Annotated in this window: 25 protein-coding genes; 12 read left to right on the top strand and 13 right to left on the bottom strand. The window is 71.5% G+C overall.

Annotation, left to right across the window (positions count from 1 at the left end; all coding sequences use genetic code 11):
- Positions 1-64: 64 nt before the first annotated feature.
- Positions 65-1,300, bottom strand: a complete 1,236-nt coding sequence (locus ACQP2T_RS32200; protein WP_433508659.1) for an RNA polymerase sigma factor — start codon at positions 1,298-1,300, stop codon at positions 65-67.
- On the bottom strand, positions 1,297-1,635 hold the full coding sequence (locus ACQP2T_RS32195) for a YciI family protein (RefSeq protein WP_357956939.1): 339 nt from the start codon (positions 1,633-1,635) through the stop codon (positions 1,297-1,299). The genes ACQP2T_RS32200 and ACQP2T_RS32195 overlap by 4 nt, the downstream gene beginning before the upstream one ends.
- A 128-nt stretch (positions 1,636-1,763) precedes the next feature.
- On the opposite strand from ACQP2T_RS32195, the gene ACQP2T_RS32190 reads away from it, so the two are divergent.
- Positions 1,764-2,219 carry a pyridoxamine 5'-phosphate oxidase family protein gene (locus tag ACQP2T_RS32190; RefSeq protein ID WP_433508658.1) on the top strand — a complete coding sequence of 152 codons (456 nt, stop codon included), beginning with the start codon at positions 1,764-1,766 and terminating at the stop codon, positions 2,217-2,219.
- Positions 2,220-2,257: 38 nt separating this feature from the next.
- On the opposite strand, the gene ACQP2T_RS32185 is transcribed toward ACQP2T_RS32190, so the two are convergent.
- Positions 2,258-2,839: a TetR/AcrR family transcriptional regulator gene (locus ACQP2T_RS32185; RefSeq protein WP_433508657.1), complete on the bottom strand. Its 582-nt coding sequence runs from the start codon at positions 2,837-2,839 to the stop codon at positions 2,258-2,260.
- Between the two features lie 119 nt (positions 2,840-2,958).
- Here ACQP2T_RS32185 and ACQP2T_RS32180 point away from each other — a divergent pair, with 119 nt between their 5' ends.
- Positions 2,959-3,654 carry a GNAT family N-acetyltransferase gene (locus ACQP2T_RS32180; RefSeq protein WP_433508656.1) on the top strand — a complete coding sequence of 232 codons (696 nt, stop codon included), beginning with the start codon at positions 2,959-2,961 and terminating at the stop codon, positions 3,652-3,654.
- On the opposite strand, the gene ACQP2T_RS32175 is transcribed toward ACQP2T_RS32180, so the two are convergent.
- Positions 3,638-4,036: a hypothetical protein gene (locus ACQP2T_RS32175; RefSeq protein ID WP_433508655.1), complete on the bottom strand. Its 399-nt coding sequence runs from the start codon at positions 4,034-4,036 to the stop codon at positions 3,638-3,640. The genes ACQP2T_RS32180 and ACQP2T_RS32175 overlap by 17 nt on opposite strands.
- A 1-nt stretch (position 4,037) precedes the next feature.
- The gene (locus tag ACQP2T_RS32170) at positions 4,038-4,583 is read right to left on the bottom strand and encodes a dihydrofolate reductase family protein (RefSeq protein WP_433508654.1); all 546 of its coding nucleotides are present in this window, start codon (positions 4,581-4,583) and stop codon (positions 4,038-4,040) included.
- A gap of 145 nt (positions 4,584-4,728) precedes the next feature.
- On the opposite strand from ACQP2T_RS32170, the gene ACQP2T_RS32165 reads away from it, so the two are divergent.
- Positions 4,729-6,519 carry an RNA ligase family protein gene (locus ACQP2T_RS32165; RefSeq protein ID WP_433508653.1) on the top strand — a complete coding sequence of 597 codons (1,791 nt, stop codon included), beginning with the start codon at positions 4,729-4,731 and terminating at the stop codon, positions 6,517-6,519.
- Positions 6,519-9,425, top strand: coding sequence for a poly(A) polymerase (locus tag ACQP2T_RS32160; RefSeq protein ID WP_433519857.1), 2,907 nt, complete (start codon positions 6,519-6,521; stop codon positions 9,423-9,425). Before ACQP2T_RS32165 ends, ACQP2T_RS32160 begins: the two co-directional genes overlap by 1 nt.
- A gap of 39 nt (positions 9,426-9,464) precedes the next feature.
- Here ACQP2T_RS32160 and ACQP2T_RS32155 read toward each other — a convergent pair whose 3' ends face one another.
- The 4 genes from ACQP2T_RS32155 to ACQP2T_RS32140 are packed head-to-tail and all read right to left on the bottom strand — an operon-like array spanning position 9,465 to position 13,748.
- On the bottom strand, positions 9,465-10,652 hold the full coding sequence (locus ACQP2T_RS32155) for a CU044_5270 family protein (protein ID WP_433508652.1): 1,188 nt from the start codon (positions 10,650-10,652) through the stop codon (positions 9,465-9,467).
- A 12-nt stretch (positions 10,653-10,664) separates the two neighbouring features.
- Positions 10,665-11,240: an RNA polymerase sigma factor gene (locus tag ACQP2T_RS32150; protein WP_433508651.1), complete on the bottom strand. Its 576-nt coding sequence runs from the start codon at positions 11,238-11,240 to the stop codon at positions 10,665-10,667.
- A gap of 54 nt (positions 11,241-11,294) precedes the next feature.
- The gene (locus ACQP2T_RS32145) at positions 11,295-11,915 is read right to left on the bottom strand and encodes a class I SAM-dependent methyltransferase (protein WP_433508650.1); all 621 of its coding nucleotides are present in this window, start codon (positions 11,913-11,915) and stop codon (positions 11,295-11,297) included.
- 21 nt (positions 11,916-11,936) lie between these two features.
- The gene (locus ACQP2T_RS32140) at positions 11,937-13,748 is read right to left on the bottom strand and encodes an alpha/beta fold hydrolase (protein WP_433508649.1); all 1,812 of its coding nucleotides are present in this window, start codon (positions 13,746-13,748) and stop codon (positions 11,937-11,939) included.
- Positions 13,749-13,907: 159 nt separating this feature from the next.
- Between ACQP2T_RS32140 and ACQP2T_RS32135 the strand changes: the two genes are divergently transcribed.
- The gene (locus ACQP2T_RS32135; protein ID WP_433508648.1) at positions 13,908-15,008 is read left to right on the top strand and encodes an acyltransferase family protein; all 1,101 of its coding nucleotides are present in this window, start codon (positions 13,908-13,910) and stop codon (positions 15,006-15,008) included.
- Positions 15,009-15,013: 5 nt separating this feature from the next.
- Here the strand turns inward: ACQP2T_RS32135 and ACQP2T_RS32130 are convergent, their stop codons facing one another.
- Positions 15,014-16,180 carry an MFS transporter gene (locus ACQP2T_RS32130; RefSeq protein WP_433508647.1) on the bottom strand — a complete coding sequence of 389 codons (1,167 nt, stop codon included), beginning with the start codon at positions 16,178-16,180 and terminating at the stop codon, positions 15,014-15,016.
- 60 nt (positions 16,181-16,240) lie between these two features.
- Between ACQP2T_RS32130 and ACQP2T_RS32125 the strand changes: the two genes are divergently transcribed.
- Complete coding sequence (locus tag ACQP2T_RS32125; RefSeq protein ID WP_433508646.1) at positions 16,241-17,212, top strand: transcriptional regulator; 972 nt, start codon at positions 16,241-16,243, stop codon at positions 17,210-17,212.
- A gap of 30 nt (positions 17,213-17,242) precedes the next feature.
- Positions 17,243-17,836, top strand: coding sequence for a helix-turn-helix domain-containing protein (locus ACQP2T_RS32120; protein WP_357956963.1), 594 nt, complete (start codon positions 17,243-17,245; stop codon positions 17,834-17,836).
- 10 nt (positions 17,837-17,846) lie between these two features.
- On the opposite strand, the gene ACQP2T_RS32115 is transcribed toward ACQP2T_RS32120, so the two are convergent.
- Positions 17,847-18,575: a MarR family transcriptional regulator gene (locus ACQP2T_RS32115; RefSeq protein WP_433508645.1), complete on the bottom strand. Its 729-nt coding sequence runs from the start codon at positions 18,573-18,575 to the stop codon at positions 17,847-17,849.
- A 224-nt stretch (positions 18,576-18,799) separates the two neighbouring features.
- On the opposite strand from ACQP2T_RS32115, the gene ACQP2T_RS32110 reads away from it, so the two are divergent.
- Positions 18,800-19,987: a cytochrome P450 gene (locus tag ACQP2T_RS32110; RefSeq protein ID WP_433508644.1), complete on the top strand. Its 1,188-nt coding sequence runs from the start codon at positions 18,800-18,802 to the stop codon at positions 19,985-19,987.
- 224 nt (positions 19,988-20,211) lie between these two features.
- Positions 20,212-21,039 (top strand): MarR family winged helix-turn-helix transcriptional regulator, encoded by an 828-nt coding sequence (locus ACQP2T_RS32105; RefSeq protein WP_433508643.1) that lies wholly within the window; start codon positions 20,212-20,214, stop codon positions 21,037-21,039.
- A 228-nt stretch (positions 21,040-21,267) separates the two neighbouring features.
- On the opposite strand, the gene ACQP2T_RS32100 is transcribed toward ACQP2T_RS32105, so the two are convergent.
- Positions 21,268-22,224 (bottom strand): aldo/keto reductase, encoded by a 957-nt coding sequence (locus ACQP2T_RS32100; protein ID WP_433508642.1) that lies wholly within the window; start codon positions 22,222-22,224, stop codon positions 21,268-21,270.
- Between the two features lie 111 nt (positions 22,225-22,335).
- Between ACQP2T_RS32100 and ACQP2T_RS32095 the strand changes: the two genes are divergently transcribed.
- Complete coding sequence (locus tag ACQP2T_RS32095) at positions 22,336-22,941, top strand: TetR family transcriptional regulator (protein WP_433508641.1); 606 nt, start codon at positions 22,336-22,338, stop codon at positions 22,939-22,941.
- 100 nt (positions 22,942-23,041) lie between these two features.
- Here the strand turns inward: ACQP2T_RS32095 and ACQP2T_RS32090 are convergent, their stop codons facing one another.
- Positions 23,042-23,677 (bottom strand): TetR/AcrR family transcriptional regulator, encoded by a 636-nt coding sequence (locus tag ACQP2T_RS32090; protein ID WP_433508640.1) that lies wholly within the window; start codon positions 23,675-23,677, stop codon positions 23,042-23,044.
- 228 nt (positions 23,678-23,905) lie between these two features.
- On the opposite strand from ACQP2T_RS32090, the gene ACQP2T_RS32085 reads away from it, so the two are divergent.
- Positions 23,906-24,574, top strand: coding sequence for a CatB-related O-acetyltransferase (locus tag ACQP2T_RS32085; RefSeq protein WP_433508639.1), 669 nt, complete (start codon positions 23,906-23,908; stop codon positions 24,572-24,574).
- On the top strand, positions 24,567-24,962 hold the full coding sequence (locus ACQP2T_RS32080; protein ID WP_433508638.1) for a DUF3224 domain-containing protein: 396 nt from the start codon (positions 24,567-24,569) through the stop codon (positions 24,960-24,962). Before ACQP2T_RS32085 ends, ACQP2T_RS32080 begins: the two co-directional genes overlap by 8 nt.
- Positions 24,963-24,966 lie beyond the last annotated feature (4 nt).

The raw sequence follows: 24,966 nt of genomic DNA, 5'->3' as shown, positions 1-24,966 counted from the left end.
TCCCTAGCCGGTCATCTCGCCCCACCGACGAACGGGACAAGCCGGAACCGACACCCGCCGTCCCTCAGCTGACCTCGGCCAGCCGTCCGGCCAGGTAGCGGCGTTCGGAGTCGTTGGCGGCCAGGTCGAGCGCCTGCCGGTAGGCGGCGGCCGCCTCGCCGTCGCGGCCCAGACGTCGCAGCAGGTCGGCGCGCGTCGCCGGCAGCAGGTGGTAGCCGTCCAGCTCGCCCGACTCCGCCAAGCCGTCCACCAGCGCCAGCCCGGCCAGGGGGCCGTCGGCCATGCCCACGGCCACCGCCCGGTTCAGGCGTACCACCGGTGAGGGGACCAGTAGGGCGAGCCGGTCGTACAGGGCGACGATCTGCGCCCAGTCGGTGTCGGCGGCCTTGGCCGCGGTGGCGTGGCAGGCCGCGATGGCGGCCTGCACCTGGTAGGCGCCGGGACGGCCCTCGAGCAGCGCCCGCTCCAGGATCTCGGCGCCCTCCGCGATCTCGCCGGTGTCCCAGTGGCCGCGGTCCTGGTGTTCGAGGGTCACCAGCACACCGGCGGCGTCCACCCGGGTGGCCCGCCGGGCGTCGTGCAGCAGCATCAGCGCCAGCAGCCCGCGTATCTCCGGCTCCCCGGGCATCAGCCGCGCCAGGACCCTGGCCAGGCGGATCGCCTCGCCGCACAGATCGCGCCGCACCAGATCGGCGCCCGCGCCGGCCGAATATCCCTCGTTGAACAGCAGGTACACCACGCCCAGCACGGCCGTCGTACGCTCGGGCAGCAGGTGGGCGGGCGGCACCCGGTAGGGGATGCCCGCGTTACGGATCTTCGACTTGGCCCTGACCAGGCGCCTGGACATCGTCTGCTCCGTGACCAGGAACGCCCGCGCGATCTCGGCCGTCGTCAGCCCCGCCAGCGTACGCAGGGTCAGCGCCACCTGCGCCTCCAGCGCGAGCGCGGGATGGCAGCAGGTGAACATCAACCGCAGCCGGTCATCACCCACCCCGCTCTCGTCGCCATTCCCCGCACCGTCCTGGGCGTCGAGCAGGGCCAGCTGCCGCAGCTTCTCGGCCCCGACGGCGTCGCGGCGCAGCCGGTCGAGGGCGCGGTTGCGGGCCGTCGTGGTCAGCCACGCGCCCGGCCGCCGCGGCACTCCGTCGCGCGGCCACCGTTCGAGCGCCGCGGCGAAGGCGTCCTGCGCGCACTCCTCGGCCAGGTCCCAGTCGCCGGTCATCCGGATGAGCGTGGCGACGACCTGCCCCCACTCCTGCCGGAACGCGGTCGCGACCGCCGCGGTGACCTGGTCCGTCACGGTTGCCAGACCGGCCGGATCTCGATCTGCCCCACGCGCGCCCACGGGTGGGCGGCGGCCAGCTCGATGGCCTCGTCGAGGTCGGCGCAGTCGATCACGCTGAACCCGCCGATCTGGTCCTTCGTCTCGGCGAACGGCCCGTCGGTCAGCAGGACCTCCTCACGGCGTACGCGCAACGTCGTCGCGTCACTGCTGGGCCGCAGCCCCATCGCGCCGCGCAGGATCCCTCGGCGCTCCATGTCCTCGGTCCAGCCGCCGCAGCCGACCATGTCCGGATCCTGCCCGGCGACCGTTTCGTCGGACACGTCGCTGCACAACATCAACACGTAACGCACCGATCCTCCTCGGGATGGCGGCCGATCTCAGTCTGCCAGGATCCCCCTGCGGGGAGCGCGGAGAGGCGGCTGCCGGGTCGTTCTGTAGGGTCGAGCATCGATCTGGAGCAAGAAGGGACCCACTTCCGATGAGCGACTCGCCCCGTACCCTGCACCAGCGTAAGCAGGACACCCTCGACCGGCTCGCCCAGGACGTCGACGCCTGGGTGGCCACGGCCGATGGCGAAGGCGGGACGCCCTACATGGTGCCGCTGTCCTTCCTCTGGGACGGTGCCACCCTGCTCATCTCCACTCCGGCCGCCAGCCCCACCAGTCGCAACCTTCAGGCCACCGGCAAGGTCCGTCTGGGCATCGGCCCGACCCGCGATGTGGTCCTCATCGAGGGAAGCGTTCGGACGGTCCCGGCCGGCGAGCTCTCCGACCAGCTCGGTGACGCCTTCGCCACCAAGACCGGCTTCGACCCGCGCCGGCTCAGCAGCCCTTACCTCTATTTCCGGATCCAGCCCCAGCGACTGCAGGCCTGGCGCGAGGCCGACGAGCTGGAGGGCCGCGACCTCATGCGGGACGGACGCTGGCTCGGCTGACGCGAGGCTGACGCGCCGCCTGGGCCTGGAGCCAGTGGCTAACGTCCGGGGCCGGGCAGGACGCGTTCGACCACGTCGGTGACCAGGTCGTGGATCTGGCTCTCGGGAAAGACGTCGGGCAGCGTGAGCCGTTCGAGGATCAGCCAGTTGAGGGCCAGGTAGAGCAGGACCACGGTGGTCGCGTCGCCGGGCAGGCCGGACCGCTCGTGGTAGGTGATGTTGGCGTCGACGTCGGCGCGGATGCGCTCGGTGAGCAGGCGGCGCAGCTCGGGACGGCGAGTGGCCTCCAGGCGGAGTTCGAGCAGGGCCAGATAGCCGGAGCGGAACTGGCTGACCCGGTCCACCAGGTCGTGCATGAGCTCGGCGACCCGGTCGCGGTCGCGCGGCCCCTCCAGCGCGGTGGCCACCATCGTGGCCTCGGGCTCCAGCCGTTCGTAGAAGCGGTGACCGACCTGGGTGAGCAGGTCGTCGCGGTTGTCGAAGTAGTTGGAGGCCGTGCCGTTGGGCACCTGCGCCTCGACGTCGACGGCACGGAAGGTCAGCCCGCGCGCCCCTTCGCGGGCCAGTACCTCGATGGCGGCGTCAAGGAGCGCCGCCCGTCGTGCCGGGTTCTGCCGCATGCGTATCTCCATGATCGGAATTCAAACCACTCCGATCATAGTACTATGTGGGAGATACGTGAATTTCGTTCACCTGAATTCGAGAACGGTACCCAGATATAACGAGGACCGTGACTCGCATGCATTCGCTCATCACGCCGCCCGGCTGGTTCATCGCCCGGCTTCACCTCGGGGACGAGCGGGGGGTCGCGGCGGCCGCCGCCGTCGTCAACGCCGCTCTCGGCCACGGCGTGCTCACCGTCGACCGGCTCCTGCGGCACATGCGCGATGACGAGAGGGTGCAGTTCCTGGCGGCCTTCCCGCAGGGGTCGATGACGCCGGTGGGAGCGGCCCTGGCCCAGGTGATCGACGACGAGGAATATCGCGCCTTCACCGCCCCGATGCCGCCAGGGATCCTCTCCCCCGCGCCGCCGTCCGCCGACGGTCGCCGGGTCGGCATCCTGAGCACCATGGCCGTGGTGCCGTCGGTGCGCCGTCGTGGCCTCGGCACCGCCCTCGCCGTCCAGCGCACGGCCTGGCTGAGGGAGCGGTGCACCGAGGCGTACGCGATGGTGTGGCTGCGCGACCGGCCCGGGCGCGCCGACGGGGTGCTGAAGGCGGCCGGCTGGGAGCCGGTGACCACCGTCCGCCAATACTGGGAACAGGCCTCGGTGGTGGGCGACTGTCACTGCCACCGGTGCGGCTCGCCCTGCCGCTGCGATGGCCTGCTGATGCGCCTGCCCCCCGCACCGACAGGCACCTCTTTGCCGACCGGCACCCCTGAGTGGACCGGAGACGCCGCCGCCTGGCCTCGCGGGGTTACCGGCCACCGGTGAAGGGCGGCTCGCCTTCCTTGAGCGGACGGAAGCGCAGCGCCGACCAGACCTCGTCCACGGCCACCTGCCCGTTCGGCCGCAGGTCGTACTCGGCGACGATGGGCCAGAGCGTGTCGCGATTGATGTCGGCCTTGTTGCCCTTTGGGTAGGCCACCCACAGGGCCGCGGGCCGGGACAGCCGATCGCGGTGCTCGTCGAGGAGCCGACGGACCGCGGCGGCGTCGGCGGCGAACAACACCGCCACGCCCGCCTCGCCCAGGTCGTCGACGTGCCGCGCGCCCTCGGGCAGCGGCTCGACGAGCGGGCGGTGCTCGTCGTCGGAGATCCAGACGGCGGTCCGCGGCTTGACGAGCAGCTTGTCGGCGACGGTCTTGGCAGCCATGTCACGCCCTGCCGTAGGTGAGGGAGAGGACGCCGGTGCTGAGCGTCCGGGAGCCGGCCAGCTGGAGCGGGATCTGCCCGGTGCCCTCCTCGAACAGGCGCTTGCCGGAGCCGACCACGATCGGGTGGACCAGCAGGCGCAGCTCGTCGAGCAGGCCGTCGGCCAGCAGCGACCGCACCAGGGCTGCGCTGCCGGTGATGCCGATGTCCTTGCCGGGCCGCTCCTTGAGCTCGGTCAGACCGGCCACGACATCGCCCTTGATGATCGTCGTGTTCTGCCACTCGGCGGTGTCGAGGGTGTTGGTCACGACGTACTTGGGCGTGTTGTTCATGCGGTCGGCGAACGGGTTGCCGGCCGGGTCCTGGTGCGGCCAGTGGGCGGCGAACTCCTGGTAGGTCTGCCGGCCGAGGAGCATGACGTCGGCCTGCTCCATCTGCGAGCCGACGATCTCCCCCATCTCATCGTTGAAGTAGGGGAAGTGCCACTTCTCGGGGGACTCCACGACGCCGTCCAGGGAGATGAACAGGCCCGCCACGATCTTTCTCATCGCTGTGCTCCTTGTCTGAGGTGCCCTCAGCCTCCCACCGAAAAAAATAGTTGTCAAGACTCCTTCAATGGTCGGTGAGCGTTTATTCGATGGAGGCGCTTTCGTGCCGCTTGTACTGTGACCTCAGCCGGAAGGGGGAGGGATCATGCGCGTGCACTATCCGCGCACCCCTCACCTGCCCTGGTCGCCTGGGGTGACGCCGGACGACGTTCGCGCGGGAGATCTGTCCGGGCTGCGCGGGCGCGAGGTCGTGGTCACGGAGAAGCTCGACGGCGAGAACACCACCCTCTACACGGACGGGACGCACGCCCGGTCGCTGGACTCGGCCCACCATCCCTCCCGAGCGTGGGTCAAGGCTCTGCAAGGGCGGATCGGTGGCCGGATCCCGGCGGGGTGGCGGGTGTGCGGGGAGAACATGTACGCCCGGCACTCCATCGCCTACCAGGAGCTGGACAGCTGGTTCTACGGCTTCTCGGTCTGGGACGACGATCGCTGCCTGGACTGGGACCGCACGGTCGCCTTCCTGCGCGGCCTGGGGATTCCGGTCCCGCCGGTGCTGTGGCGCGGCGTCTTCGACGAGCGGGCGCTGCGGGGGCTGCGGCTGAACCCGGAGCGGCAAGAGGGCTACGTCGTGCGGGCCGTCGAAGGATTCGGGCGGGCGGAGTTCGCGGGGCGGGTGGGCAAGTGGGTGCGCCGGGGGCACGTCCAGACCAGTACGCACTGGATGCACGCGACCGTCGTGCCGAACACCCTTGGCCCGGGCGCGGCCCTGTGGTCGGTGCGCTCGGGCGCGGACTGCGAGGTGCACGCACTGCTGGCCGCGGTGGATCTCCCCCCAGCCGAAACAGGGCACATCGCCCCGGAGAGGGTGGCCGAGGTGTCGGCTCAGCTGGACGCGATCGGCCGGCGCGGGGACGCTCGGCTGGCGGGCGTGCTGGCCACGGCGCTGCACTCCATACCACGGGCCCGGTTGGCGGCCCGGCTGGCCAGGCCGCTGGGCATGCGGCTGGCGCGGCGGGTCGCGGATCTGACCGGGCTGCACGGCACGCTGGGCCGGCCGTACCCGGACGAGGAGCGGCGGGCCGGGCTGGGGCGCATGGCGCTGGCCGCCGACCTGGGCGTGCTGCACGCCGTGGCGGCGGCGTGCGTGGACGATGAGGCTGACGACAATGAAGCTGACCAGGAGCGTGAGCAGGTCGAATGGTCGGCCCTGTACGCCGAGGACGCCGGGCTGCTCGGGCCCGATCCGCTGGAGCCGTTGCGGGCCGGTCTGCGCGAGGCATTGGCCGACCTCGGCGGGGAGGCGGCCGAGCGCTGCTGGGCGGAGGCGCGCGACGCCTGGGCCAGGGGAAGGGTCACCACGGTTGAGGAGGCCGTGGCGGCGACCTGGCGGTGGCGGTCGGAGCGGTTCCCCCGGCTGGTACATCTGGTCGGACCGTCAGGCAGCGGTAAGAGCACGTTCGCGGCCGGTCTGACGAAGACGGCCGCGTCGCGGGAGACGGCCGGTCCGCGGGACGTCGACGGAGCCGTGTTCGTGTCGCTGGACGATCTGCGTGCCGCCAGAGGCTCACGGGCGAACCAGCGGGCCAACCGCGAAGTGCTCGGCGAAGGGCTGGACCGCCTCGATGCCGCCCTGGCGGCCGGCGGCACCGTGGTTTGGGACGCCACCTCGCTCAATCAGCACCAGCGTTCCCTGGTCCACGCCGTGGCGCGCCGCCGCGCCGCGCTGACGACGCACGTGGTCGCGCTGGTGGAGGCGGACGAGCTGCACCGGCGCAACGCCCGCCGCGCCCATCCGGTGCCGCCGCACGTGCTGGACGATCAGGTGCGCCGCTACGTCCCGCCGTATCCCGGTCAGGCCCATCACACCTGGTACGTCGGCGCGTCCGGGACCGTCGAAGACGTGGACGGCGCCTTGGAGGAGGAAGAGGCGTGATGCGTACCAGCGAGGAGATCTACCACTGGGTCCGCTGGGACCCCCGCTTCGACCCCTCACGTTTCGTGCTCGGCGTCGGCCAGCGCGCCGCCGCCCCCAAGCGCATCCCGCTGCCCACCTTCGTGCCCGGCGGCGACGTCCCGTGGCACCGGGTGCTGTTCGTCGAGGCGGACGGCGAGCTGATCTGGGACCGCGCCACCGGACTGGACCGGATCGACACCTGCGACGCGGGCCGGGTACGCGCCCCGCGCCGCCTGCGCGCGCCCGTCTTCACCGCCAGAACCCCGCACACCTGGGACCCGGCCGCCGGCTGGCGGCCCAGCACGGGGCAGGAAGCGGCGCGGGCGTCCACGGGTGCGGCCGTGCGCGTCCTGACCTGGAACACCTTGTGGGACCGCTACGACAGCGACCGCATCGACACCGCACGGCGCCGTCCCCTGCTGCTGGCGGCCCTGGAAGCGGCCGACGCCGACGTCATCGCGCTGCAGGAGGTCGAGCCCGCGCTGCTGTCGCTCCTGCTGGCCGCACCGTGGGTGCGGGCCCGCTACGCCGTCGGCACCGACCCGGGTGGCGAGGACATCGCCGACAGCGGGCTGCTGCTGCTCAGCCGGCTGCCCGTACGGGAGGCGGCCTGGCTGCGGCTCGGCCCGCACAAGGCGGTCGCCGCCCTCGCGACCGAGACGGCCGCCGGCCCGCTCGTCGTCGCCACCACCCACCTGACCAGCGACCACACCGCCGACGGCGCGGCGCGGCGGCGGGCCGAGCTCGCCCGGATCGCCGAAGGGCTGGCCGGCGTCGAGGGTGACCTGGTCCTGATGGGCGACTTCAACGACGGCACGGACGTCCCCGCGTCGGCCCTCGGGCTCCGCGACGCCTGGACAGAGGCGTACGGGCCCGGCGACCACACGCCCACCTTCGACCCGCGCGCCAACCCGCTGGCGGCGCTGTCCTCGCTGTCCGGGCGGGCCGCCCGGCTGGACCGCGTGCTGGTGCGCGGCCGCTCCCGGACCGTCGCGACCGTCCTGCGCGGAGACAGCCCCGATCCCGGTGGGCTGTACGTCTCCGACCACTACGGGGTGGAGGCCGTCCTCGACCTCACGGGCAGCGCGCCCGCCGGGGTGCTGGACATGGCGCCGACCGCGCGTACGGCGGTGGCCTGGATTCCGCCGGAGGAGCTCTGGGCACCCGTTCAGGCGGTGCGCCGGACGCACGATCCGCAGGTGAACCGGTGGCCGCCGCACGTCAACCTGCTCTTCGGGTTCGTGCCGGAGTCGGCCTTCGACGCGGCGGCGCCGCTGCTGGCCGCGGCGGCCGCTGAGGTTCAGCCGTTCGCGGTACGGCTGGAGGGGATCCGCTCCTTCCGGCACCGCCAGGACGCGACCGTCTGGCTCGACCCGGCCGCCGCCGACCCCGCCCCGTGGGCCCGCCTGCGCCAGGCCCTCCACCAGCGCTTTCCCCGCTGCGTGGGCCGCGCGGAGGGCTTCACGCCGCACCTGACCCTGGGCCGCGTGAACGCGCCCGACCATGCGGGCATCCGGCTCGACGCGATGACCGCCCGCGTCGGGGCCGTGGTGCTGCTGTCGCGGCGAGGGGACGAACCCATGCGCCCGCGCGCGGTGATCGCCCTGGGTACGGGCGAACTCCGCTGGCTGCCCGAACCCACCGTCCCCGAGCGCACTTCCGCCGCGCCCACACCCGGGCCGACTGCTGACGCGCCCACCGCCGTCGCGTCCGCTGGCGCGCCCCTCCCTGTATCCGATCCCACCGTCGCCTCGCCTGTGCTCGTTCCTGAGCCAATGCCCGGCCTGGATGACCTGGCCGATCGCGTCACTCGCCGGCTGGCGGAGGCACTGCGTCCCGGGATCGTGCACGTCGCAGGCTCCCGGCGGATGGGCTGCGCACTCCCTACAGCCGACTTGGACCTCGTGGCGGCACTCCCCGACACGGAAGAGTCCGGTATGGACGTGGCGGCGCGGGTGCGGGCGGCGCTGCCTGAGGCCGTCCAGCTGCGGCAGGTGGTCGGCGCACGGGTGCCGGGCCTGCGCCTGCGAGTGTCCGGCCTGGACGTCGACCTGACCGTGGTGGCAACCGGCCAGATCGCTCCGGCGCAGGCCGTGTCCCGCCGCGCCGAACTGGGCGAGGCGGCGGCCATCGCCTTGAGCGCCGTCAGCGACGCGGACGCGATCCGCGCCGCGGTGGGCCCCGCACACGAGCGTTTCGCCCGCCTCGCCCGCCGGGTGAAGGCGTGGGCTCGGGCGAAGGGCCTGGACGCGGCCCCGTTCGGTGGCTTGCCCGGTCTGGCTTGGACGGTGCTGGCCGCCCGCACCGTCCTCGATGCCTCGGACGGATCCGACACCGATCTCCTACGCCACTTCTTCAGCACGTGGGCCGCTTGGGACTGGCGAGAACCGGTCACCCTCACCCCAGCCACGACGACTGTAATGCCGGTGATGACGGTGATGACGCCCAGCGCTCCCGTACGCAACTGCGCTCGCCACGTCACCTCAGGTGGCCTGGACCTGCTCACCCGGGAGCTCTACCAGGCATGGGAGCTCGCGGAGAACGGCCGGTCCACGGAGTTGCCCGCCCCGCCGCCCCTCCACCGCCGTCACGCGGCCTGGGCGGTGCTGACTGTACGCTCCGAGGAGCTCGACGCGGTGCTCGGCCGTGTCAGAGGACGCATGCTGGAGTTGCTCACCTGCCTGGAAGAGGCCGGGCTGCCGGACGTGCACGCCTGGCCGCGCCCGTTCGAGCGCGGCCCCCGACAGGCCCGCTACGCGATCGGCCTGGGTCACACGCCTCCGCCGGCCGCCCAGCTCGGCGAGATCACCGGCCGATGGGCCAGGCATATGTCCGGCGTCACGGTCGAGCGGGCCGAGGGCGGCGCCGTACCGACCTTGAGCTAAAGGCCCGCATCTGCCCCCATGCGGGCCTCGACACTCGCGTCAGGCCGGGACGCCTCCCAGACGGTCGGCCCAGCCCATCCGCTCCAGCGCCACCCGCAGGAGCGGCTGCCCCTTCTCCACGACCTCGTACTGCAGCAGCTCGGCGGTGTCCTCATTGATGATCATCCGGAACTCCACGCCGTCGTCCCCCGCCGTCGAGAGGGCGACCCCGGTACGCCCCACCGCGTCGGTGACCCTGCCCCGCGAGGTGATGCCGCCCTGACCGGCCAGCACCTTGAACAGGGCGGAGCGGGTGCCGGGCGTGATCGGCGCGGTCATCAGGTCCACGCCCGTCTGCCACAGGTAGACGCCTTTGCCGAGCCGGGCGCTGTTGGGGCTCTGCTTGAACAGGGTGTCCAGGCGGCGCCGCAACGCGTTCTCGTCGGTGGGCAGCCGCGCGATGTTCTGGATCGTCAGAGTCGGGTTGTCGATCGACAGGATCCGCTCGCTGCTGTCGTCGCGAGTGGTGGGCCTCTTCTCCGTCAGGGCGGGCGAGCCGGCTGCCTTCCAGTCGGCCTCGTCCTGAGGGGAGCCGAAGGTGACGCTCACGTCCGGGTCTCGTACGAAGCGGCTGGCCGCGCCCGGCTTCATCGCGCGCCAGGTGTCCTGTGTGTCGGTGGTGAACGCCAGATACGGAAGCTCGGACTGCTTGAGCTCGGTGATCTTCCCGGTGATCTCCTTGCGCAGGGCGGCGAGCTCGTCCGGCTTGTCCTTGAGCTCTTTCTCCTTTCGCTGCTGCTCGGCCAGCAGGGCCTTGACCTGGGTCATGTAGTCGCCCGGCACGACGTGCACCTTCGCGAAGGTGCGCTCGCGGAGGTACCAGTAGCGGCCGGACGTGGCCGGTTCACGCACCGCGGTCGCGGCCGCCGCGAGCAGGAACGTGCGGGCGTCCACCGGCTCGGCCGCGGTCGCGGTCCGGGCGGTGCGCGGCATGGTGGGAGACGCGGTGACGGCCGGGGGCGCGGTGCTTGAGCCGGTCACGACGATCACGGCCGCCGCGGCCACTCCGGCCGCGGCCGTGCCCGCGACCAGCAGGAACGGGACCCGGATCCGGCGTCGGGACGGGCGCGCGGAGCGGGGCGTCCCGAAGGCGGCGGCCAGGTCGGCCGCGCGGCGCCGCCGGTGGGCCTCTTCTGTCATCTCGTCCAGCTCCATCGGCTTGAGCTGGGCGAACAAGCGGTCGGTCATATCATTCTCCGATCAGGTCTCTGGGTGCTCTTGGAAGCGGCCACCGGCCGTACGGGTCGCTGGGGTCGTACGGGCTCGCGGGCGCGTGCCGCCCGGCTCCAGGCGCAGCGCGGTGGCGAGCCGTTTGCGCGCGCGATGGAGCCGCACGTTGTACGTCCGGACCGAACAGCCCATGACCGCGGCCGCCTGCTCGGGCGGCAGGCCGTACCAGGTGGCGAACACCATCGCCTCCACGTCCTGCTCCGGCAGGGCCGACAGCGCGGCCAGCGCGCTCTCCCTGTCGACGACGTGGTCGGCCACGTCCCAGCCGACATGGTCGCGCGAGGTGGTCAGCGCCGTGATCCGGTCGACCAGAGCCTGCCGGCGATGGCGGGAGTCGCGCTGCTTGGCCAGCAGGTTGCGCGCCACGCCGAGCAGCCACGGCAGCGGCGGCTCGGGCAGGTCGTCCAGCCGCCGCCAGGCGACGAGGAACGTCTCACTGGAGACGTCCTCGGCCGCGTCACGCTCGGCGCGCAGCAACGCGTAGCCGAGCACGCTCCGGTAGTGCCGGTCGTAGAGGTCGGTGAATCGTTCTTGAGGATCGTCCACACCCAGTAGTCCCTCCGGCCGCTCCCGGATTACCGCACCCCACCCGGAATCTTGTCAGCCGCCCGGTTTGCGGGCCCAGAACAGGGCGTGCCCGCTGTCCCCTTCCGGGACGAACGCCTCCGAGGTGACCTCCAGCCCAGCCTCCCCTAGCCAGGTCCGGTAGGTGGCCGCGTCCGCGTGACTCCACCACATCGTCGTGGCGCCGCCCAGCCAGCCGTCCTCGGTACCGGTCCAGGACTCCCAGCCGGTGGTGACCAGGAGCAGGCCCGAGGGCCGCAGCCAGGCGGCGACGCGCCCGATGAGCGCGGGCTGACGCTCCAGCGGCATGTGGATGAGGGCGTACAGGCACACGACCGCGTCGAAGGAGGCCTCCGGCAGGTCGAGGGCCGTGGCGTCGCCCCTGACGAAGGTGGCGGCGGGCACGAGACGCCGGGCCCGCTCGATCTGGACGTCACTGAGGTCGACGCCCGTCACGTCGTGCCCGGCCGCGGCCAGCGAGCGGGCGACGGAAACCCCGCAGCCGCAGCCGAGATCCAGCACGCGGGCCCGCGGCGGCAGCCGGGAATGGAGCTCCTCAAGCCACGGCGCGTATTGACCGTCGTCGTCCTCGTCGCCCCGGTAGTGGTAGGACAGCTCGTCGTAGCCGCGCCGGACCAGATCGGTTTCCTCGCTCATGCGGGTCAGGCTATGAGCGGATCACGTGCCAGGTGCGGAGAACGGCCGGCCGTCGAAGGTGCCGGACAGGGCGGGGCGCTCCTGCTCGGTGAACGCCTGCCAGGTCAGCGTGAGATCGTGCGCCCGCCTGTCGGCTCCCGTCGCGCGGAGCCCGGCGGTGGCCCGGCCGGTCGCGGTGAGCTGGATGTCCCCGCTGACCTGGAGGTCGGTGACGAAGCGGACCTGGTCCAGCGCGATGGTGGCCTTCTCGTCGCGGAAGTCGACCCGGCCGCCGCGCAGCCCCGGCTCGGTCTTCAGCCTGGCGTGGAGCAGCGCGTACGGGTTGCGGCGCGACGTGGCGTCCACGGCCGTGGCGAGGACCGCCGAGACGGTACGCCGCTCCGCCTCGGTCAGCCCGGAGGCCGGGATCGCCGCGACGCCGGCCGCCGATCGGGGGAACGCTCCGGCCGCCCGATAGTTCTCCGCGCTGCACCGCAGGTCAGGGATCCGATGGGCGGTGTCGGACAGGAAGGCCCGCACCCCCGTACGTACGCACTCGCCGACCGCCCCGCCGTTCCAGGCGAGGCTGTGCCCGCCATAGCGGACCTTGACGAACGTGGCGTCCGGGAAGGCCCGTACGGCGCGGGCGACCTCGGCCGGGCGCTGGGTGTCGAAGTCGCCGCCGACCACCAGGACCGGTACGGCGGGAGGCGTGCCCCGCGGCGGGACCGGCGGGTTGTCGCGCGGAGTGGGCCAGTTGACGCAGAACTCCAGGGCCGCCGCCCCGGTGAAGCCCATGTCGGCGGGGGTGAACGGCGCCAGAGGACGTTCCTCGCGGAAATAGCGGTCGATCTGGCGGCCGCGCTCGGCCGGATCGGCGTCCCGCTCGAAGGGGAAGGAGCCGTCGCCGCACCGGTGAGCCAGGTAGCCCGCCCATTCGGCGCCCTCGACGGGCTGCTGGGGACTCCCGCCAACCGCTCGGGCCAGCCGCCGCAGCGGAGCCTGGTCGCCCCGCAGGTAGGCGGTGGCGGCGGCGCTCGCCTCCCGGCCGAACACCGGCTGCTGCAGGCTGTTGCCGATGGCGATGAGCGAGCTGAGCGGCACCTCGGTGTCGGGATGCGCCCGCAGGTCCGCCACCAGGCGGGTCCAGGTGCCGCTCGCGCTTCCCGGCAGGTCGCGGCAGGCGCGGGACCGCTCGCAGACCAGGTCGAGCAGGTCGAGGCGGGTACGCATCGGCCAGAGCGCATATCCGTCGGGCGCGGTGATCACAGTGCTGTCGAGGAAGGCGGCGGCGAGGCTGCCGGGGTGCCGGGTGGCGTACGCCTGGGCGTACAGGGTGCCGTAGGAGTTGCCGTAGAAGGTGACCTCGGGCACGCCGAGCGCCTGCCGGACCGCGTTCATGTCGGCCACCACCTGGTCGGCGGTGAAGTACTGGGCGCGCGGGCCGAGCAGGCGCGCGCACGCGGCGATCTTCTCCGGGGCCATCAGGTTGAGGCCGGGGCACAGCAGCGGCGAGGACTTGCCCAGGCCGCGCGGCTCGACCACGAGGAGGTTCTGCCGGTCGAGTACGGACCCGAGCGTCTGCTGGAGGATCGGGATCTGGGGCAGCGCGGGGAGAGGCCCGCCGGGGTTGGCGAGGATGGTGCCCTGCGCCGGGTCCTTCGCGGGCAGCCAGGCGAAGGACACGCTGATGCGTTCGGAGGACGGGTCGTTCCAGTTCAGCGGCACCGAGATCGTGCCGTCGCAGCGACTCACCGCCTTGGCGCACTCGTGTACGGGAGCCGCGAAGGCGGGGAGGGCGGGCAAAGCAGCCATCGCCAGCGCGGCGCCGACCATCAAGGCTCTGATCTTCATGAGTCCAGCATCTTCACCGCCTGATAGGTATTCCTCCGCCCTCCGCATGATTTGCGGCTAGGAGCACGGGACTGACCCGCCTGGTACTTCGGAGCTACGCCAAGGGTGCGCTCCCCAGGGGGAAGCCGACCACAAGGGGCGATCCGTAGCTTCGCCGCCATGACATCCTCCCAGCTCATCCAGCGGATCGAGGCGTCGACACCGGCCGGCCGCGACCGGGGCGTCGACGCGCTGCGCGCCCTGGCGATCCTCGGGGTGGTGCTCGGCCACTGGCTGGTGACCGCCGTGGTCGTCGGCGACGGTACGGTGCGCGCCGCCAGCCCGCTCAAGCACCTGCCCGAGCTCACCCCCGTCTCCTGGGTGCTCCAGACGCTGGCGGTGTTCTTCCTGGTGGGTGGCCAGGTGAGGGCGAAGGGCTACACGAGCGCCCGCGCTCGCGGCATGACGTACGGGCGGTGGCTCGGCGGGCGGCTGTCCCGGCTGTTCCGGCCGGTCGTGGCCGTGCTGGTGGTGTGGGCCGTGGTCGCGGGCGCGCTGCTGGCCTCCGGGGTGGCCCTGGACACCGTGCGCGTGCTGGTCAAGCTGGTGCTGTCGCCGATGTGGTTCCTGCTGGTGTTCGCGGTGCTGACGGCGCTGACCCCGCTGGTGGCCCGCTTGCACCCGCTGTGGCCGCTCGCCGCCGTCCTGCTCGGCGACCTGATCCGGTACTGCCTGGACGGGCCGGCCTGGCTCGGCTGGATCAACGTGGTGGCCGGGTGGCTGGTGCCGTACTGCCTCGGCGCGGCCTGGGCCCGGGGCGACCTGAGCGGCCGTGGGATGGGCTGGGCGCTGCTGCTCGGCGGCGCGGCAACCGCGGCCGGGCTCGTCCTGTGGGCGGGGTATCCGGCCGCCATGGTCGGAGTGCCCGGCGCCCCTGTCTCCAACCTCGACCCGCCCTCCCTCGCGGCCGTCTCCTTCGGCCTCGCCCAGTGCGGTGCGGCCCTGCTACTACGAGGCCCGCTGCGGCGGGCGCTGCGCCGCCCGGCCGCCTGGGCGGCGGTGGCGCTGGTGAACCTGTCGGCGATGACGATCTTCCTGTGGCATCAGACCGCGCTGATCACGGTCACCGTGGCCGGATTGTTCGTGAGCGACGCGCTGCCCGGTCTGCACACCGCCCCTGACGGCTTCGGCTGGGTGCTGGCCCGGCTGGGCTGGCTGCCGGTGTTCGGGGTGGCGTTGCTGGTGTGCTGGGCTGTGGCCCGTACCTACGAGCAGAAGTGACGCGGTCACACGGGTACCGGCTGCCGCAGTCCGGGGGCCAGCGTCAGGGTGACCGCGACCGAGGCCGCCGCCATCACCGTTATCGCCGTCGCGGGCGAGGTCAGCTGCGCGACGGCACCCGCGAGTGCGGCGGCCACGCCCTGCATGGTGACCATCCCCGAGGAGTGCAGCCCCAGGGCGTGCCCGCTCAGCTCCTCCGGGGTCAGCGCCATCAGGCGCTCCTGGAGCAGCAGGCTCGCCGAGTACCCCGCCGAGGCGAGCACGATCGCCGCCACCGCGACGGGCAGCGCCGGGCGCAGGACGAAGATCAGGTACGGCAGGGCGAGCAGCAGGCACAGCGGCACCCGGAGCCGCTCCCTCCACAGCGGCGGCACGAACCGGCCGGCCACGACGTCACCGGCCAGCATGCCGAGCGCGGCACAGGCGAACAGAAATCCCGCCTGCTCGGGCGCGTACGGCACGAAAAGGGACTCGCAGCCGACGATCAACCCGTTGGGCACCCACAGGGCGAGGTAGACATAGCGGCGCGGCTTGGCCGACCACAGCCGGGCGTTGTCCCGCCAGGTCTCGGTGATCGACGGCCGTCCGGCGGCGCGCGGCGGCCGGCGGCTGAGGCCGAAGCGGGCCACGGCCGCCGCGACGAGGTACAGGGCCGCGCCGGTCAGGAGCGCGCCGCGCGGCGACAGGACGGCCACGAGCACGCCGCCCAGCGCGTACCCGCAGATCTGCACGGCGCCGTCGGACATGTTGAACATCGAGCGGCCGAGCAGGTATCCCTCCCGCGTGAGGATCTCGTTGAGCAGCCCGTAGCGCACTCCCCCGCCCAGCGAGGCGATCAACCCCTGCCCCAGCAGCAGGGCGAAGACGGCCCACACCGCCAGCCCCGGTATGGCCTGCGCGGCGGTGACCAGGCCGAAGACCAGCGTCAGACCCGTCAGCGCGGCCCGTGGCGGTAACCGGTCGGCCGCCGACAGCAGCGTGGCCGCCCCGACCACCTGAACCAGGGACGGGCCGAACATGGCCAGAGCCGACAGCAGCGGCGACCCGGTCGCCGAGTAGATCAGTGTCCCCAGGGCCAGCCCGCTCACCGTGTACCCGGCCCCCTGCGCGGCGGCGGTCAGGAACAGCGGCGTGAACTCCGGCGTCCGGAAAAGATCACGATAGGTGCGCATGGCGGAAAGTGTCGGGGGCTTCCCCGGCGAGGCGTTAATGTTTCGCAGGGGGGCGAAACCATGGGCTGGTGGCAGGTCAACGCGGACACGCTCGCGGGCAGCCGCTTCGTCGTCTCACCCCTGGCCGAGGCCACCGCGAGCCTGAAGACCCTGGAGCGGGGCACGGCCGCGCATCCGGGCGAGCACGCGTGGCTCGACGCCCACCTGCCCGCCTACCGCGCGCGGCAGGCCCGCGACCCGATCACCGCGCTGCTCATCCGGGCCGCCCTGGGCCGCAACTGGAACGCCGACTTCCTCACCCCCACCCCCTCTGACGACGCCGAGCCCGTCTTCGAACGGGAGCTCGCGCGCATCCGCGACACACCGCCCGAGGCCGCCCGCGCGGACCTGACCGTGTCGCTCGGCGGCCCCCTGCCCGCCCGGCTGCACCGCGGCGACCTGCCGCGACGCACCGCCGACGTGCTGGAGTGGGTGTGGCGGCAAACGGTGCTCCCCTACTGGCCGCGCCGCCGGCGCGTCATCGAGGCCGACGTCATCGCCCGCACCGCGCGGCTGAGCCAGGGCGGCTGGGCGGCGACCCTCGACGACATGCGCCCCGGCATGCGCTGGCTCGGTGAGAGCCGGCTGCAGATCAGCACGTACGACTACCCGCCGCGCGAGCTGTCCGGCGCGCGGCTGATGTTCGTCCCCGTCACCCCGAGCCAGACCTGGGTCTCGTGGGACACGGCGCACCGGCACGCCGTGGTGTACCCGTGCTCCGGGGCGCTGGCCGAAACCGGTGGCGCGCCGGTGCCCGAGGCGCTGGGCAGGCTGCTCGGGCCCGCGCGGGCGGGCGTCCTGATGCTGCTCGACACCCCGAAGAGCACGACCCAACTCGTCGCGCTGACCGGCCAGGGCCTGGGCTCGGTGGGCCGTCATCTCAAGGTCCTGCTCGACTCCCGGCTGGTGCGCCGCCGACGGGCCGGGCGGTCGGTGTTCTACGACCGTACGGACGCCGGGCAGGTGCTGGTGAGCGCGCAGTCAGGCGGCTGAGGTGTTTGCCGTTGTGGCAAGGTGGATTTCATGGACGATGACGGACCGGCCCTGGACGACGTTCTGCATGCCGTCGGGCCACGGCTGCGGACCCTGCGCCAGCAGCGCGGAGCCACCCTGACCGAGCTGTCGGACTCGACCGGCATCTCGATCAGCACGTTGTCGCGGCTGGAGTCCGGGCAGCGCCGGCCGACCCTGGAACTGCTGCTGCCCCTGGCACGCGCCCATCAGGTGACACTCGACGAGCTCGTCGACGCGCCGCCCACCGGGGACCCGCGCGTGCAGCTGCGCTCGTTCCAGCGCTTCGGCTCCACCTTCATCCCGCTCACCCGCCGGCCCGGCGGGCTCCAGGCGTTCAAGCAGGTCATGCCGCCGAACTGGCCCGGTACCGAGCCCGACCCCCGCGTACACGAGGGCTATGAATGGCTCTACGTCCTGGCCGGGCGGCTGCGCCTGGTCCTCGGCGAGCACGACGTGATCCTGACGCCCGGCGAGGTGGCCGAGTTCGACACGCGCATCCCTCACTGGTTCGGCAACGCCGGCCCCGAGCCGGTCGAGCTGCTGTCGCTCTTCGGCCCGCAGGGCGAACGCCTCCACGTCCGCGCCCAGCCCACCGGGAAGTGAACGGTCCACGTCATGTGCTCGCGGCGCGCCGCTTCGCCGCGAGCGTCTTGCGCCAGTGCTCGGCCAGCTGAACCATGTCCTCGCTCGTGTGCTTGAGGAACTGGCCCACATATTCTGACCGGGCGCCGGCGGGTGTGGCGGCGCCCAGGATCTCGGCTCCCTCCAGGGCGGTTTCGGCCAGCATGAGGTTTCTCTGCGCGCTCATCAGGAACGCCTGATACCAGACGTCTTCGTCGATGACGTAGCGCTCACGCCGCCGCCGGGCGTCGCGCTCGCGCCTGATCAGCCCCTGCTCCTCAAGGTAACCGACGGCCATGGAGACCGACGCCGGGCTGACCCGTAGCCGCTGGACCAGCTCGGCGGCGGTGAGGCTGCCGCTGTCGGTGACGTACAGGCAGCTCAGCACTCTGGCGATCATGCGCGGGAGTCCCTGCTGGGCCAGCAGCGCCGTGACGCGTTCGGTGAAGTCGTGCACCGCTTTGGGGTCACGCCCGTATGCGGCGGTGGCGGCGGGCGCGGCCGGCGCCGAGGGGGTCCGGCGACGGCGCGCGCGCCCTTCGGTCGCCTGATGCGCCTGATCGGCCCGGTAGCCGCCAGAGCCACCGTTGCGCATGACCTCCCGTGTGATCGTCGACGTCGGCCGGCCGAGGCTCCTGGCGATCTCGGCGTAGGTGAGCCCATCGGCCAGTCCTGCGGCGATCTGCCGGCGGTCCTGATTGGTCAGCCTGCCTCCTGGCACCTGTCTTCGCCTCCCGCGGCTCGATCCGATGGACATTATTGCGTTCGCTTGCACTCCATTGCAACTTGGTAGTTGCATTCAGGCGCAGAACCATTGCAATTCTTGTCGCATTTAACCAGGGCCAATGCGAAAATATCCGGTCGAGAACATTGACATTTACATTGAACGCAACGTAGCTTTTGGCGAGTTCCGAAGGAGTACTATCTCGACTTGAAGGAGCAAAGATGACCGACCCGGCCGGGCTTTTCATGGAACGCCCCGCAGGCTGTCCCTTCGACCCGCCCGAGGAGCTGAGGCGGCGGCAGCCGCTGAGCCGGCTGGCCTTCCCCGACGGGCACATGGGCTGGCTGGTCACCAGCCACGCCCTGGTCCGCGCGGTGCTGGCCGACCCCCGCTTCAGCTCACGGCACGAGCTCATGCGCTCCCCGCTGCCCGCGGCATCCACCATGGAGCATCCCCCGCCCGCGCCGCCCGGGATGTTCATCGGGATGGACCCGCCCGAGCACACCCGCTACCGCGGCCTGCTCACCGCGAAGTTCACCGTCCGCCGGATGCGCCTGCTGACCGAGCGCGTCGAGCAGATCACCGCCGAGCTCCTGGACGCCATGGAGCGGCAGGGCCCGCCGGTGGACCTGGTGACGGCGTACGCGCAACCCATCCCCGCGCTGATGATCTGCGAGCTGCTCGGCGTTCCCTCCGCCGGTCGCGAGTCCTTCCAGCGTCACGCGGCGGCGGTGAACGACCATGACATCCCAGTCGAGGAGCGCTACGGCGCCTTCGCCGAGCTGCAGAAGACCCTGCACGAGCTCGTACTCGCCAAGCGCGCCGAACCCACCGACGACCTGCTCAGCGACCTGACCACCGGCGACCTCACCGATGAGGAGCTCGCCAACATCGGGGCACTGCTGCTGGGCGCCGGTCTCGACACCACCGCCAACATGCTCGCCCTGGGCACCTTCGCCCTGCTGTCCCACCCCGGCCAGCTCGCCGCCCTGCGCGCCGACCCGGGCATCACCGACCAGGCCGTCGAGGAACTGCTGCGCTACCTGAGCATCGTCCACAGCGGGATGCGGGCGGCGCTGGAAGACGTCGAGCTGGACGGTCAGCTGATCAAGGCGGGTGACACGGTCGTCGTCTCAACCCTGGCCGCCAACCGCGACCCGGCGAAGTTCACCGACCCCGACATCCTCGACCTGCGCCGGAACGCCGCCGGGCACACCTCCTTCGGCCACGGCGTCCACCAGTGCCTCGGCCAGCAACTGGCCCGCGTCGAGATGCGGGTCGCCTTCCCCGCGCTGATTGCGCGCTTCCCGACGCTGCGCCTGGCCATCCCGCCGGAGGACGTGCCGCTGCGCGCCCACTCGGATGTGTACGGCGTGCACCGGCTACCGGTCACCTGGGACGAGCGATGAGAACGCCCTCAGGCAGCGGCGCCCGGTGGCTTAGGTCTTCGCGGAAGCCCCGGGTCTGCTCGTCACGGCCCGGTTCCACCAAGTCCTGGTGACACCCCGACGCTGCCTGGCAGAATCGACCGAGAATTATCGACCGGAGTTGTCGTATCTGGGCCGCGTCGTTCGTAGCCAGGGTGAACGGTCGCCCACGAGGGCACCGTCACGACCAAGGGAGATGCGGACCGATGCGGCAGCACCCACAGGCCAAGATCCACCGCATGTTCGAGCTCGTCGAGCCGATCGCCACCGTCACCTTCTCCGAGGTGGTGAACGAGGCGTTCCTGGCCCTCGGCATGCGCAACTACTGGGACGGATACTTCGCGGGCCGCGCCGCGGCGCTGGGGCCGGCACCGGCCGCGGTGGTACACGCGGTCTTCTACAACTTCGCCGACGGCGAGGTGGCACGCCACATCCCCTGGGTGTGGGGAAAGATCACCCCGCAGGAGGCAATCACCGTGCGCGAACAGGGCAGCACCGCCGCCCTGCGGCAAATGATCGGAGAGCTCGCCGACTCGCCCGGTCTGGTGCGGGCCGCCGACCTCGCCACCCGAGCATCGGTCAGCGCGCCGACAGAGGGCCGACCACTGTACGCCGGGCTGCGGGCGCTCGACGTGCCCGAGGAGCCGGTGGCCAGGCTCTGGCACGCGGCGACGCTGCTACGGGAGCACCGTGGGGACGGCCACAACGCCGCCCTTCTCGCCCACGGCATCGGCGGCACCGAGGCCCACGTCCTCATGGCTGTTTCCCTCGGGATGAGGGTGGAGGAGTTCGGCCGGATCCACCACCTGCCCAAGGCACGGCTTACCGCCGTGGTCGACGGGCTGCGCGGCCGCGGCCTCGTGGACGCCGCCGGCGGGTTCACCGACGCCGGCCGGGAGACCAGGCAGCGGATCGAGGCCCTCACCGACGAGCTGGCCGCGCCGGCGTACGACGTGCTCAGTGCGGACGAGCTCGACGAGCTGGCCGCGGGGCTTGAGCCGATCGCCGCCGCGGTATGGGCCTTCGACAACTGAGCGGGCCCACCCACCTGCTGGTCCATCCCATGGCAGGCAGTGCGTCGATGAGGATGGGTGCCATCGCCGAGCTGAGCGCCCACGGCCGGGTGATCGCGCCCGACCTGCCTGGCTCGAAAGCCGTGGTGGCGGCCAGGGCGCGGTAGTGGTGGACGAAGCCAGTGGCCGCCCGCCGGCTGCCCCCGGACCCGGCCGCGCCGCCGACCGGGCCACGGGGCGAGGTGGTGGTCAGACCCAGACAGGCACTTGGGCGTAGCGGGCGCCGAAGCCGCCACTCGGCAGGATCTGGGCGATGGCCTCCAGGTCGGCGGTGGTCAAGGTGAGGTCGGCGGCGGCGATGTTCTCCGCCACACGCTGGGAGCTGCGGGTGCCGGGGATCGGCATGATGTCCTCGCCCTGGGCGAGGATCCAGGCCAGCGCCAACTGGGCGGCGGTCGCGTCCTTGGCAGCGGCCAGCTCGGTCAGCTGCCGTACGGCCTCCAGGTTCTTCTCGAAGTTGCCGGGCTGCCAGCGCGGGTCGTTGTTGCGCATGTCGGTGGCGTCGTAGCCGCCGGCGGGCTGGGCGGTGCCGGTGAGGAAGCCGCGGCCCAGCGGGGAGTAGGCCACGAACCCGATGCCGAGCTCCCGCAGAACTCCGAACAGCTGCTCCACCTCGCGCTCGAACAGCGAGTACTCGGTCTGCAGGACCGACACCGGCTGTACGGCGTGGGCCTTGCGCAGAGTCTGCGGGCCCGCTTCCGACAGGCCGAAGTACTTCACCTTGCCCGCCTCGATGAGCTCCTTCACGGCCCCGGCGACGTCCTCGATCGGCACTTGGGGGTCGACGCGGTGCTGGTAGAGCACGTCGACGTGGTCGACGCCGAGATGGCGCAGGCTGTTGTCGAGCACCTCGCGGATGTGCTCGGGGCGGGAGTCGGTGCCGTACTCGCGGGTGAAGCCGAACTTCGTCGCGATCGTGATGTCGTCCCGGAAGGGCGCGACGACCTTGCCGACGAGCTTCTCGTTGGCGCCCCAGCCGTAGAGCTCGGCGGTGTCGAAATGGGTGACGCCCAGCTCGTAAGCGCGCTGGATCGCCGCGACCCCTTCGGCGTCATCGCCGGGTCCGTAGGCGAAGGAGATGCCCATCGCGCCGTAACCGATGGCCGAGGTGACCAGACCTTGGCGGCCCAGAGTGCGCTGCTGCATGGCGGATCCCTTCACAATGGCAAAACCAAACCGTTTGGTATTGACCCGCTCACACTACTCCGCACACCCACCAGGTCAAACCGAACGGTTCGGTTCACTAAGGTGAAGGGCATGGCGAGTACCGACTCCACCCGCGACCGCATCGTCGCCGCCGCCCAGGCCGAGTTCGCCCGGCACGGGATCGCCGGCGCCCGGGTTGACCGGATCGCCAAGGCCGCCCGCAGCAGCAAGGAACGCGTCTATGCGTACTTCCGCAGCAAGGAGGAGCTCTACGGGTACGTGGCGGCACGGGAATTGGCGGTGGCCGCCGAGGCCATCCACCTGGACCCGGCCGATCTGCCTGCCTACGCGGGGCAGCTGTTCGACTACTTCACCGCCCATCCCGACCGCTACCGGTTCGTCAGCTGGGGACGCCTGGAGCTGGGCGCCGATCCCGCCGACGGAACCCCCAACCCCTACAGCCGGGCCATCCTCGGCAAGGTCGAGACGATCCGCCGCGCCCAGCAGGTGGGCGACCTGGACCCCGCCTGGGACCCGGTCGACGTGATGTCCCTGATCACCCAGCTCGCAACCGCCTGGATCGGCCAGCCCGAACTCGCCGCCCTCGCTCAGCGGGCCGCCGCCGACCCCTCCCTCGCCGCCCGCCGAGCCGCCGTCGTCCGCGCCGTCCGTACCCTCTTCCCACCGGCCCCGCGGCCGGGCAGTGCCCCAAGCTAGAGGGGTCTCCCGGGTTTTTCGTCATGCGACCGTCTCGATCGACGGTCCATCGGGTTGGCTCCGCGCGGCGGGCGGCATCGACATATGAAACAGCGTTCGCCTATGAAACGGGTGAGGCCGGCGAGCTCGGCGGCCTGACACGAGATTCCTGCGTACGTGGCGGGGGGCCCATTCCGGCGAACAGGGCGTCGAGGATCCGGTCGACGTACTCATAGGTCAGTTCTTCCTGAGTGATCAGGAGCTGGAAGTACAGCGGGCCGGACAGGATCGCCATCGCCAGATCGAGGTCGAAGCCGGGTGACAGCTGGCCCTGGTCGCGGGCCGCCCTCAGCCGGGCGACGGTCTTGTCCGCCTGCGGGGTGATGAGGCGCTCGTTGAGCGTGGCGGCGACCTGGGGATCGTACTGGGCCTCGCCGATCAGGGCCTTGAGCAAGGGACCGAAGGGTGGCCTGGCCAGCAGATCGACGGCCGCGTAGATCTGCGCGCGCAGGTCGGCGGCGATGTCGCCGGTGTCGGGATAGTCCAGGCCGGACTTGTTCAGCGACAACAGCGAGTCGAGCAGCATGGCTCCCTTGGATGACCATCGGCGGTAGATGGTCTGCTTGCTCGCGCCCGCACGGGCGGCGACCGCTTCAATGCTCAGTTTGGCGTAGCCGATCTCCTGGCCGAGCTCCAGCGTGGTCCGCATGATGGCCTCGGTCCGGTCGGCGCCGCGACGGTGGGGAGTATCGGTCATGCCAACACCCTATCGGTACGGTACGTTCCGTACTTGACATCCCAAGCCCTGTTGGACATCATCTTATCGGCACGGTGCGTTCCGTACCGATAAGAGCGGCCAGGTCGAAGCCCGTCCCCGAGGACTGCAAGGGCAGTGTGTTCTACCTCAACGTGCTACGTGCACGATGCCGAGGCGACGAGGCCTGACGTTCTCCGCCTCCACCTCTTCGGAGAGAAACGATTTGTGATGCCCCTTCCTGCCGACCCGACCGTGGTGCGTCCCATGCCCGAGCAGCCGCGGGTGGTGCTGCTGAAACCGCTGGTCACCTCACCGCTGATCGAGGCCGGGGAGTTCTCCTATTACGACGACCCGGATGATCCGACCGCGTTCGAGACCCGCAACGTGCTCTACCAGTACGGGCCGGAAAAGGTGGTCATCGGGAAGTTCTGCGCGCTGGGCGAGGGGGTGCGGTTCATCATGAACGGCGCCAACCACCGCATGGACGGCCCCTCGACGTTCCCTTTCCCGATCATGGGCGGTTCCTGGGCCGAGCACTTCGACCTCATCACCGGACTGCCCGGACGGGGTGACACCGTGGTGGGTAATGACGTGTGGCTCGGCTACGGGTCCCTGGTGATGCCCGGCGTCCGCATCGGCCACGGGGCGATCGTCGCCTCCGGCTCCGTCGTGGTCGAGGACGTCCCCGACTACGGCATCGTCGGCGGCAACCCCGCCAGGCTCATCCGCCGCCGCTACAGCGACGCCGACATCGACCGCCTGTTGGCGGTGTCCTGGTGGGACTGGCCGCTCCAGCACATCACCGACCACATCCGCACGATCATGTCCGGCAGCATCGACGACCTGGAGAAGACGGCGTCCGCTCTCAGCACCTGGGAATCGAGTCGTCATGAGTGACCCGCAGGCAGAGCACGCCGTCGAAGCGACGTTTGAGATCGTCGAGTTCGACGAGAGCGTGTACGACGAGCATGCTGAGGGGCCCAAGCTGACCCGGGTCACGATCCGGAAGCGCTACCAGGGCGTGATCGAAGGAACGGGTGTTGCCGAGGTGCTCACCGCCCAGGGCGGTGCCGGCGGTGGCTATGTCGCCTCGGAGCGCATCGAAGGCACGCTCAATGGTCGCCAGGGCACCTTCGTCATCCAGCACTGGGGGCTGGCCGATGGAGCCGACCAGAGCAGCGAAGGAAGGATCGTCCCGAACTCGGGGACGGGAGAACTCGCCGTGATCGCCGGTCGGGCGATGGAGCGCGAGTTCCAAGTGCTCACGCTGGTCTATACGTTGTGAGATC

It is taken from the genome of Nonomuraea sp. CA-143628, assembly GCF_050942315.1.
In the GTDB taxonomy this organism is placed as follows: domain Bacteria; phylum Actinomycetota; class Actinomycetes; order Streptosporangiales; family Streptosporangiaceae; genus Nonomuraea.
This window is presented reverse-complemented; position numbering and strand designations above follow the sequence as displayed.

Excerpts from the sequence above, each read along its gene's own strand:
- ACQP2T_RS32190 (WP_433508658.1), top strand. The coding sequence starts at position 1,764 with ATGAGCGACTCGCCCCGTACCCTGCACCAGCGTAAGCAGGACACCCTC.
- ACQP2T_RS32185 (WP_433508657.1), bottom strand. The coding sequence starts at position 2,839 with ATGCGGCAGAACCCGGCACGACGGGCGGCGCTCCTTGACGCCGCCATC.
- ACQP2T_RS32180 (WP_433508656.1), top strand. The coding sequence starts at position 2,959 with ATGCATTCGCTCATCACGCCGCCCGGCTGGTTCATCGCCCGGCTTCAC.
- ACQP2T_RS32175 (WP_433508655.1), bottom strand. The coding sequence starts at position 4,036 with ATGGCTGCCAAGACCGTCGCCGACAAGCTGCTCGTCAAGCCGCGGACC.
- ACQP2T_RS32170 (WP_433508654.1), bottom strand. The coding sequence starts at position 4,583 with ATGAGAAAGATCGTGGCGGGCCTGTTCATCTCCCTGGACGGCGTCGTG.
- ACQP2T_RS32165 (WP_433508653.1), top strand. The coding sequence starts at position 4,729 with ATGCGCGTGCACTATCCGCGCACCCCTCACCTGCCCTGGTCGCCTGGG.
- ACQP2T_RS32160 (WP_433519857.1), top strand. The coding sequence starts at position 6,519 with ATGCGTACCAGCGAGGAGATCTACCACTGGGTCCGCTGGGACCCCCGC.
- ACQP2T_RS32155 (WP_433508652.1), bottom strand. The coding sequence starts at position 10,652 with ATGACCGACCGCTTGTTCGCCCAGCTCAAGCCGATGGAGCTGGACGAG.
- ACQP2T_RS32145 (WP_433508650.1), bottom strand. The coding sequence starts at position 11,915 with ATGAGCGAGGAAACCGATCTGGTCCGGCGCGGCTACGACGAGCTGTCC.
- ACQP2T_RS32140 (WP_433508649.1), bottom strand. The coding sequence starts at position 13,748 with ATGAAGATCAGAGCCTTGATGGTCGGCGCCGCGCTGGCGATGGCTGCT.
- ACQP2T_RS32135 (WP_433508648.1), top strand. The coding sequence starts at position 13,908 with ATGACATCCTCCCAGCTCATCCAGCGGATCGAGGCGTCGACACCGGCC.
- ACQP2T_RS32130 (WP_433508647.1), bottom strand. The coding sequence starts at position 16,180 with ATGCGCACCTATCGTGATCTTTTCCGGACGCCGGAGTTCACGCCGCTG.
- ACQP2T_RS32125 (WP_433508646.1), top strand. The coding sequence starts at position 16,241 with ATGGGCTGGTGGCAGGTCAACGCGGACACGCTCGCGGGCAGCCGCTTC.
- ACQP2T_RS32120 (WP_357956963.1), top strand. The coding sequence starts at position 17,243 with ATGGACGATGACGGACCGGCCCTGGACGACGTTCTGCATGCCGTCGGG.
- ACQP2T_RS32110 (WP_433508644.1), top strand. The coding sequence starts at position 18,800 with ATGACCGACCCGGCCGGGCTTTTCATGGAACGCCCCGCAGGCTGTCCC.
- ACQP2T_RS32105 (WP_433508643.1), top strand. The coding sequence starts at position 20,212 with ATGCGGCAGCACCCACAGGCCAAGATCCACCGCATGTTCGAGCTCGTC.
- ACQP2T_RS32100 (WP_433508642.1), bottom strand. The coding sequence starts at position 22,224 with ATGCAGCAGCGCACTCTGGGCCGCCAAGGTCTGGTCACCTCGGCCATC.
- ACQP2T_RS32095 (WP_433508641.1), top strand. The coding sequence starts at position 22,336 with ATGGCGAGTACCGACTCCACCCGCGACCGCATCGTCGCCGCCGCCCAG.
- ACQP2T_RS32090 (WP_433508640.1), bottom strand. The coding sequence starts at position 23,677 with ATGACCGATACTCCCCACCGTCGCGGCGCCGACCGGACCGAGGCCATC.
- ACQP2T_RS32085 (WP_433508639.1), top strand. The coding sequence starts at position 23,906 with ATGCCCCTTCCTGCCGACCCGACCGTGGTGCGTCCCATGCCCGAGCAG.
- ACQP2T_RS32080 (WP_433508638.1), top strand. The coding sequence starts at position 24,567 with ATGAGTGACCCGCAGGCAGAGCACGCCGTCGAAGCGACGTTTGAGATC.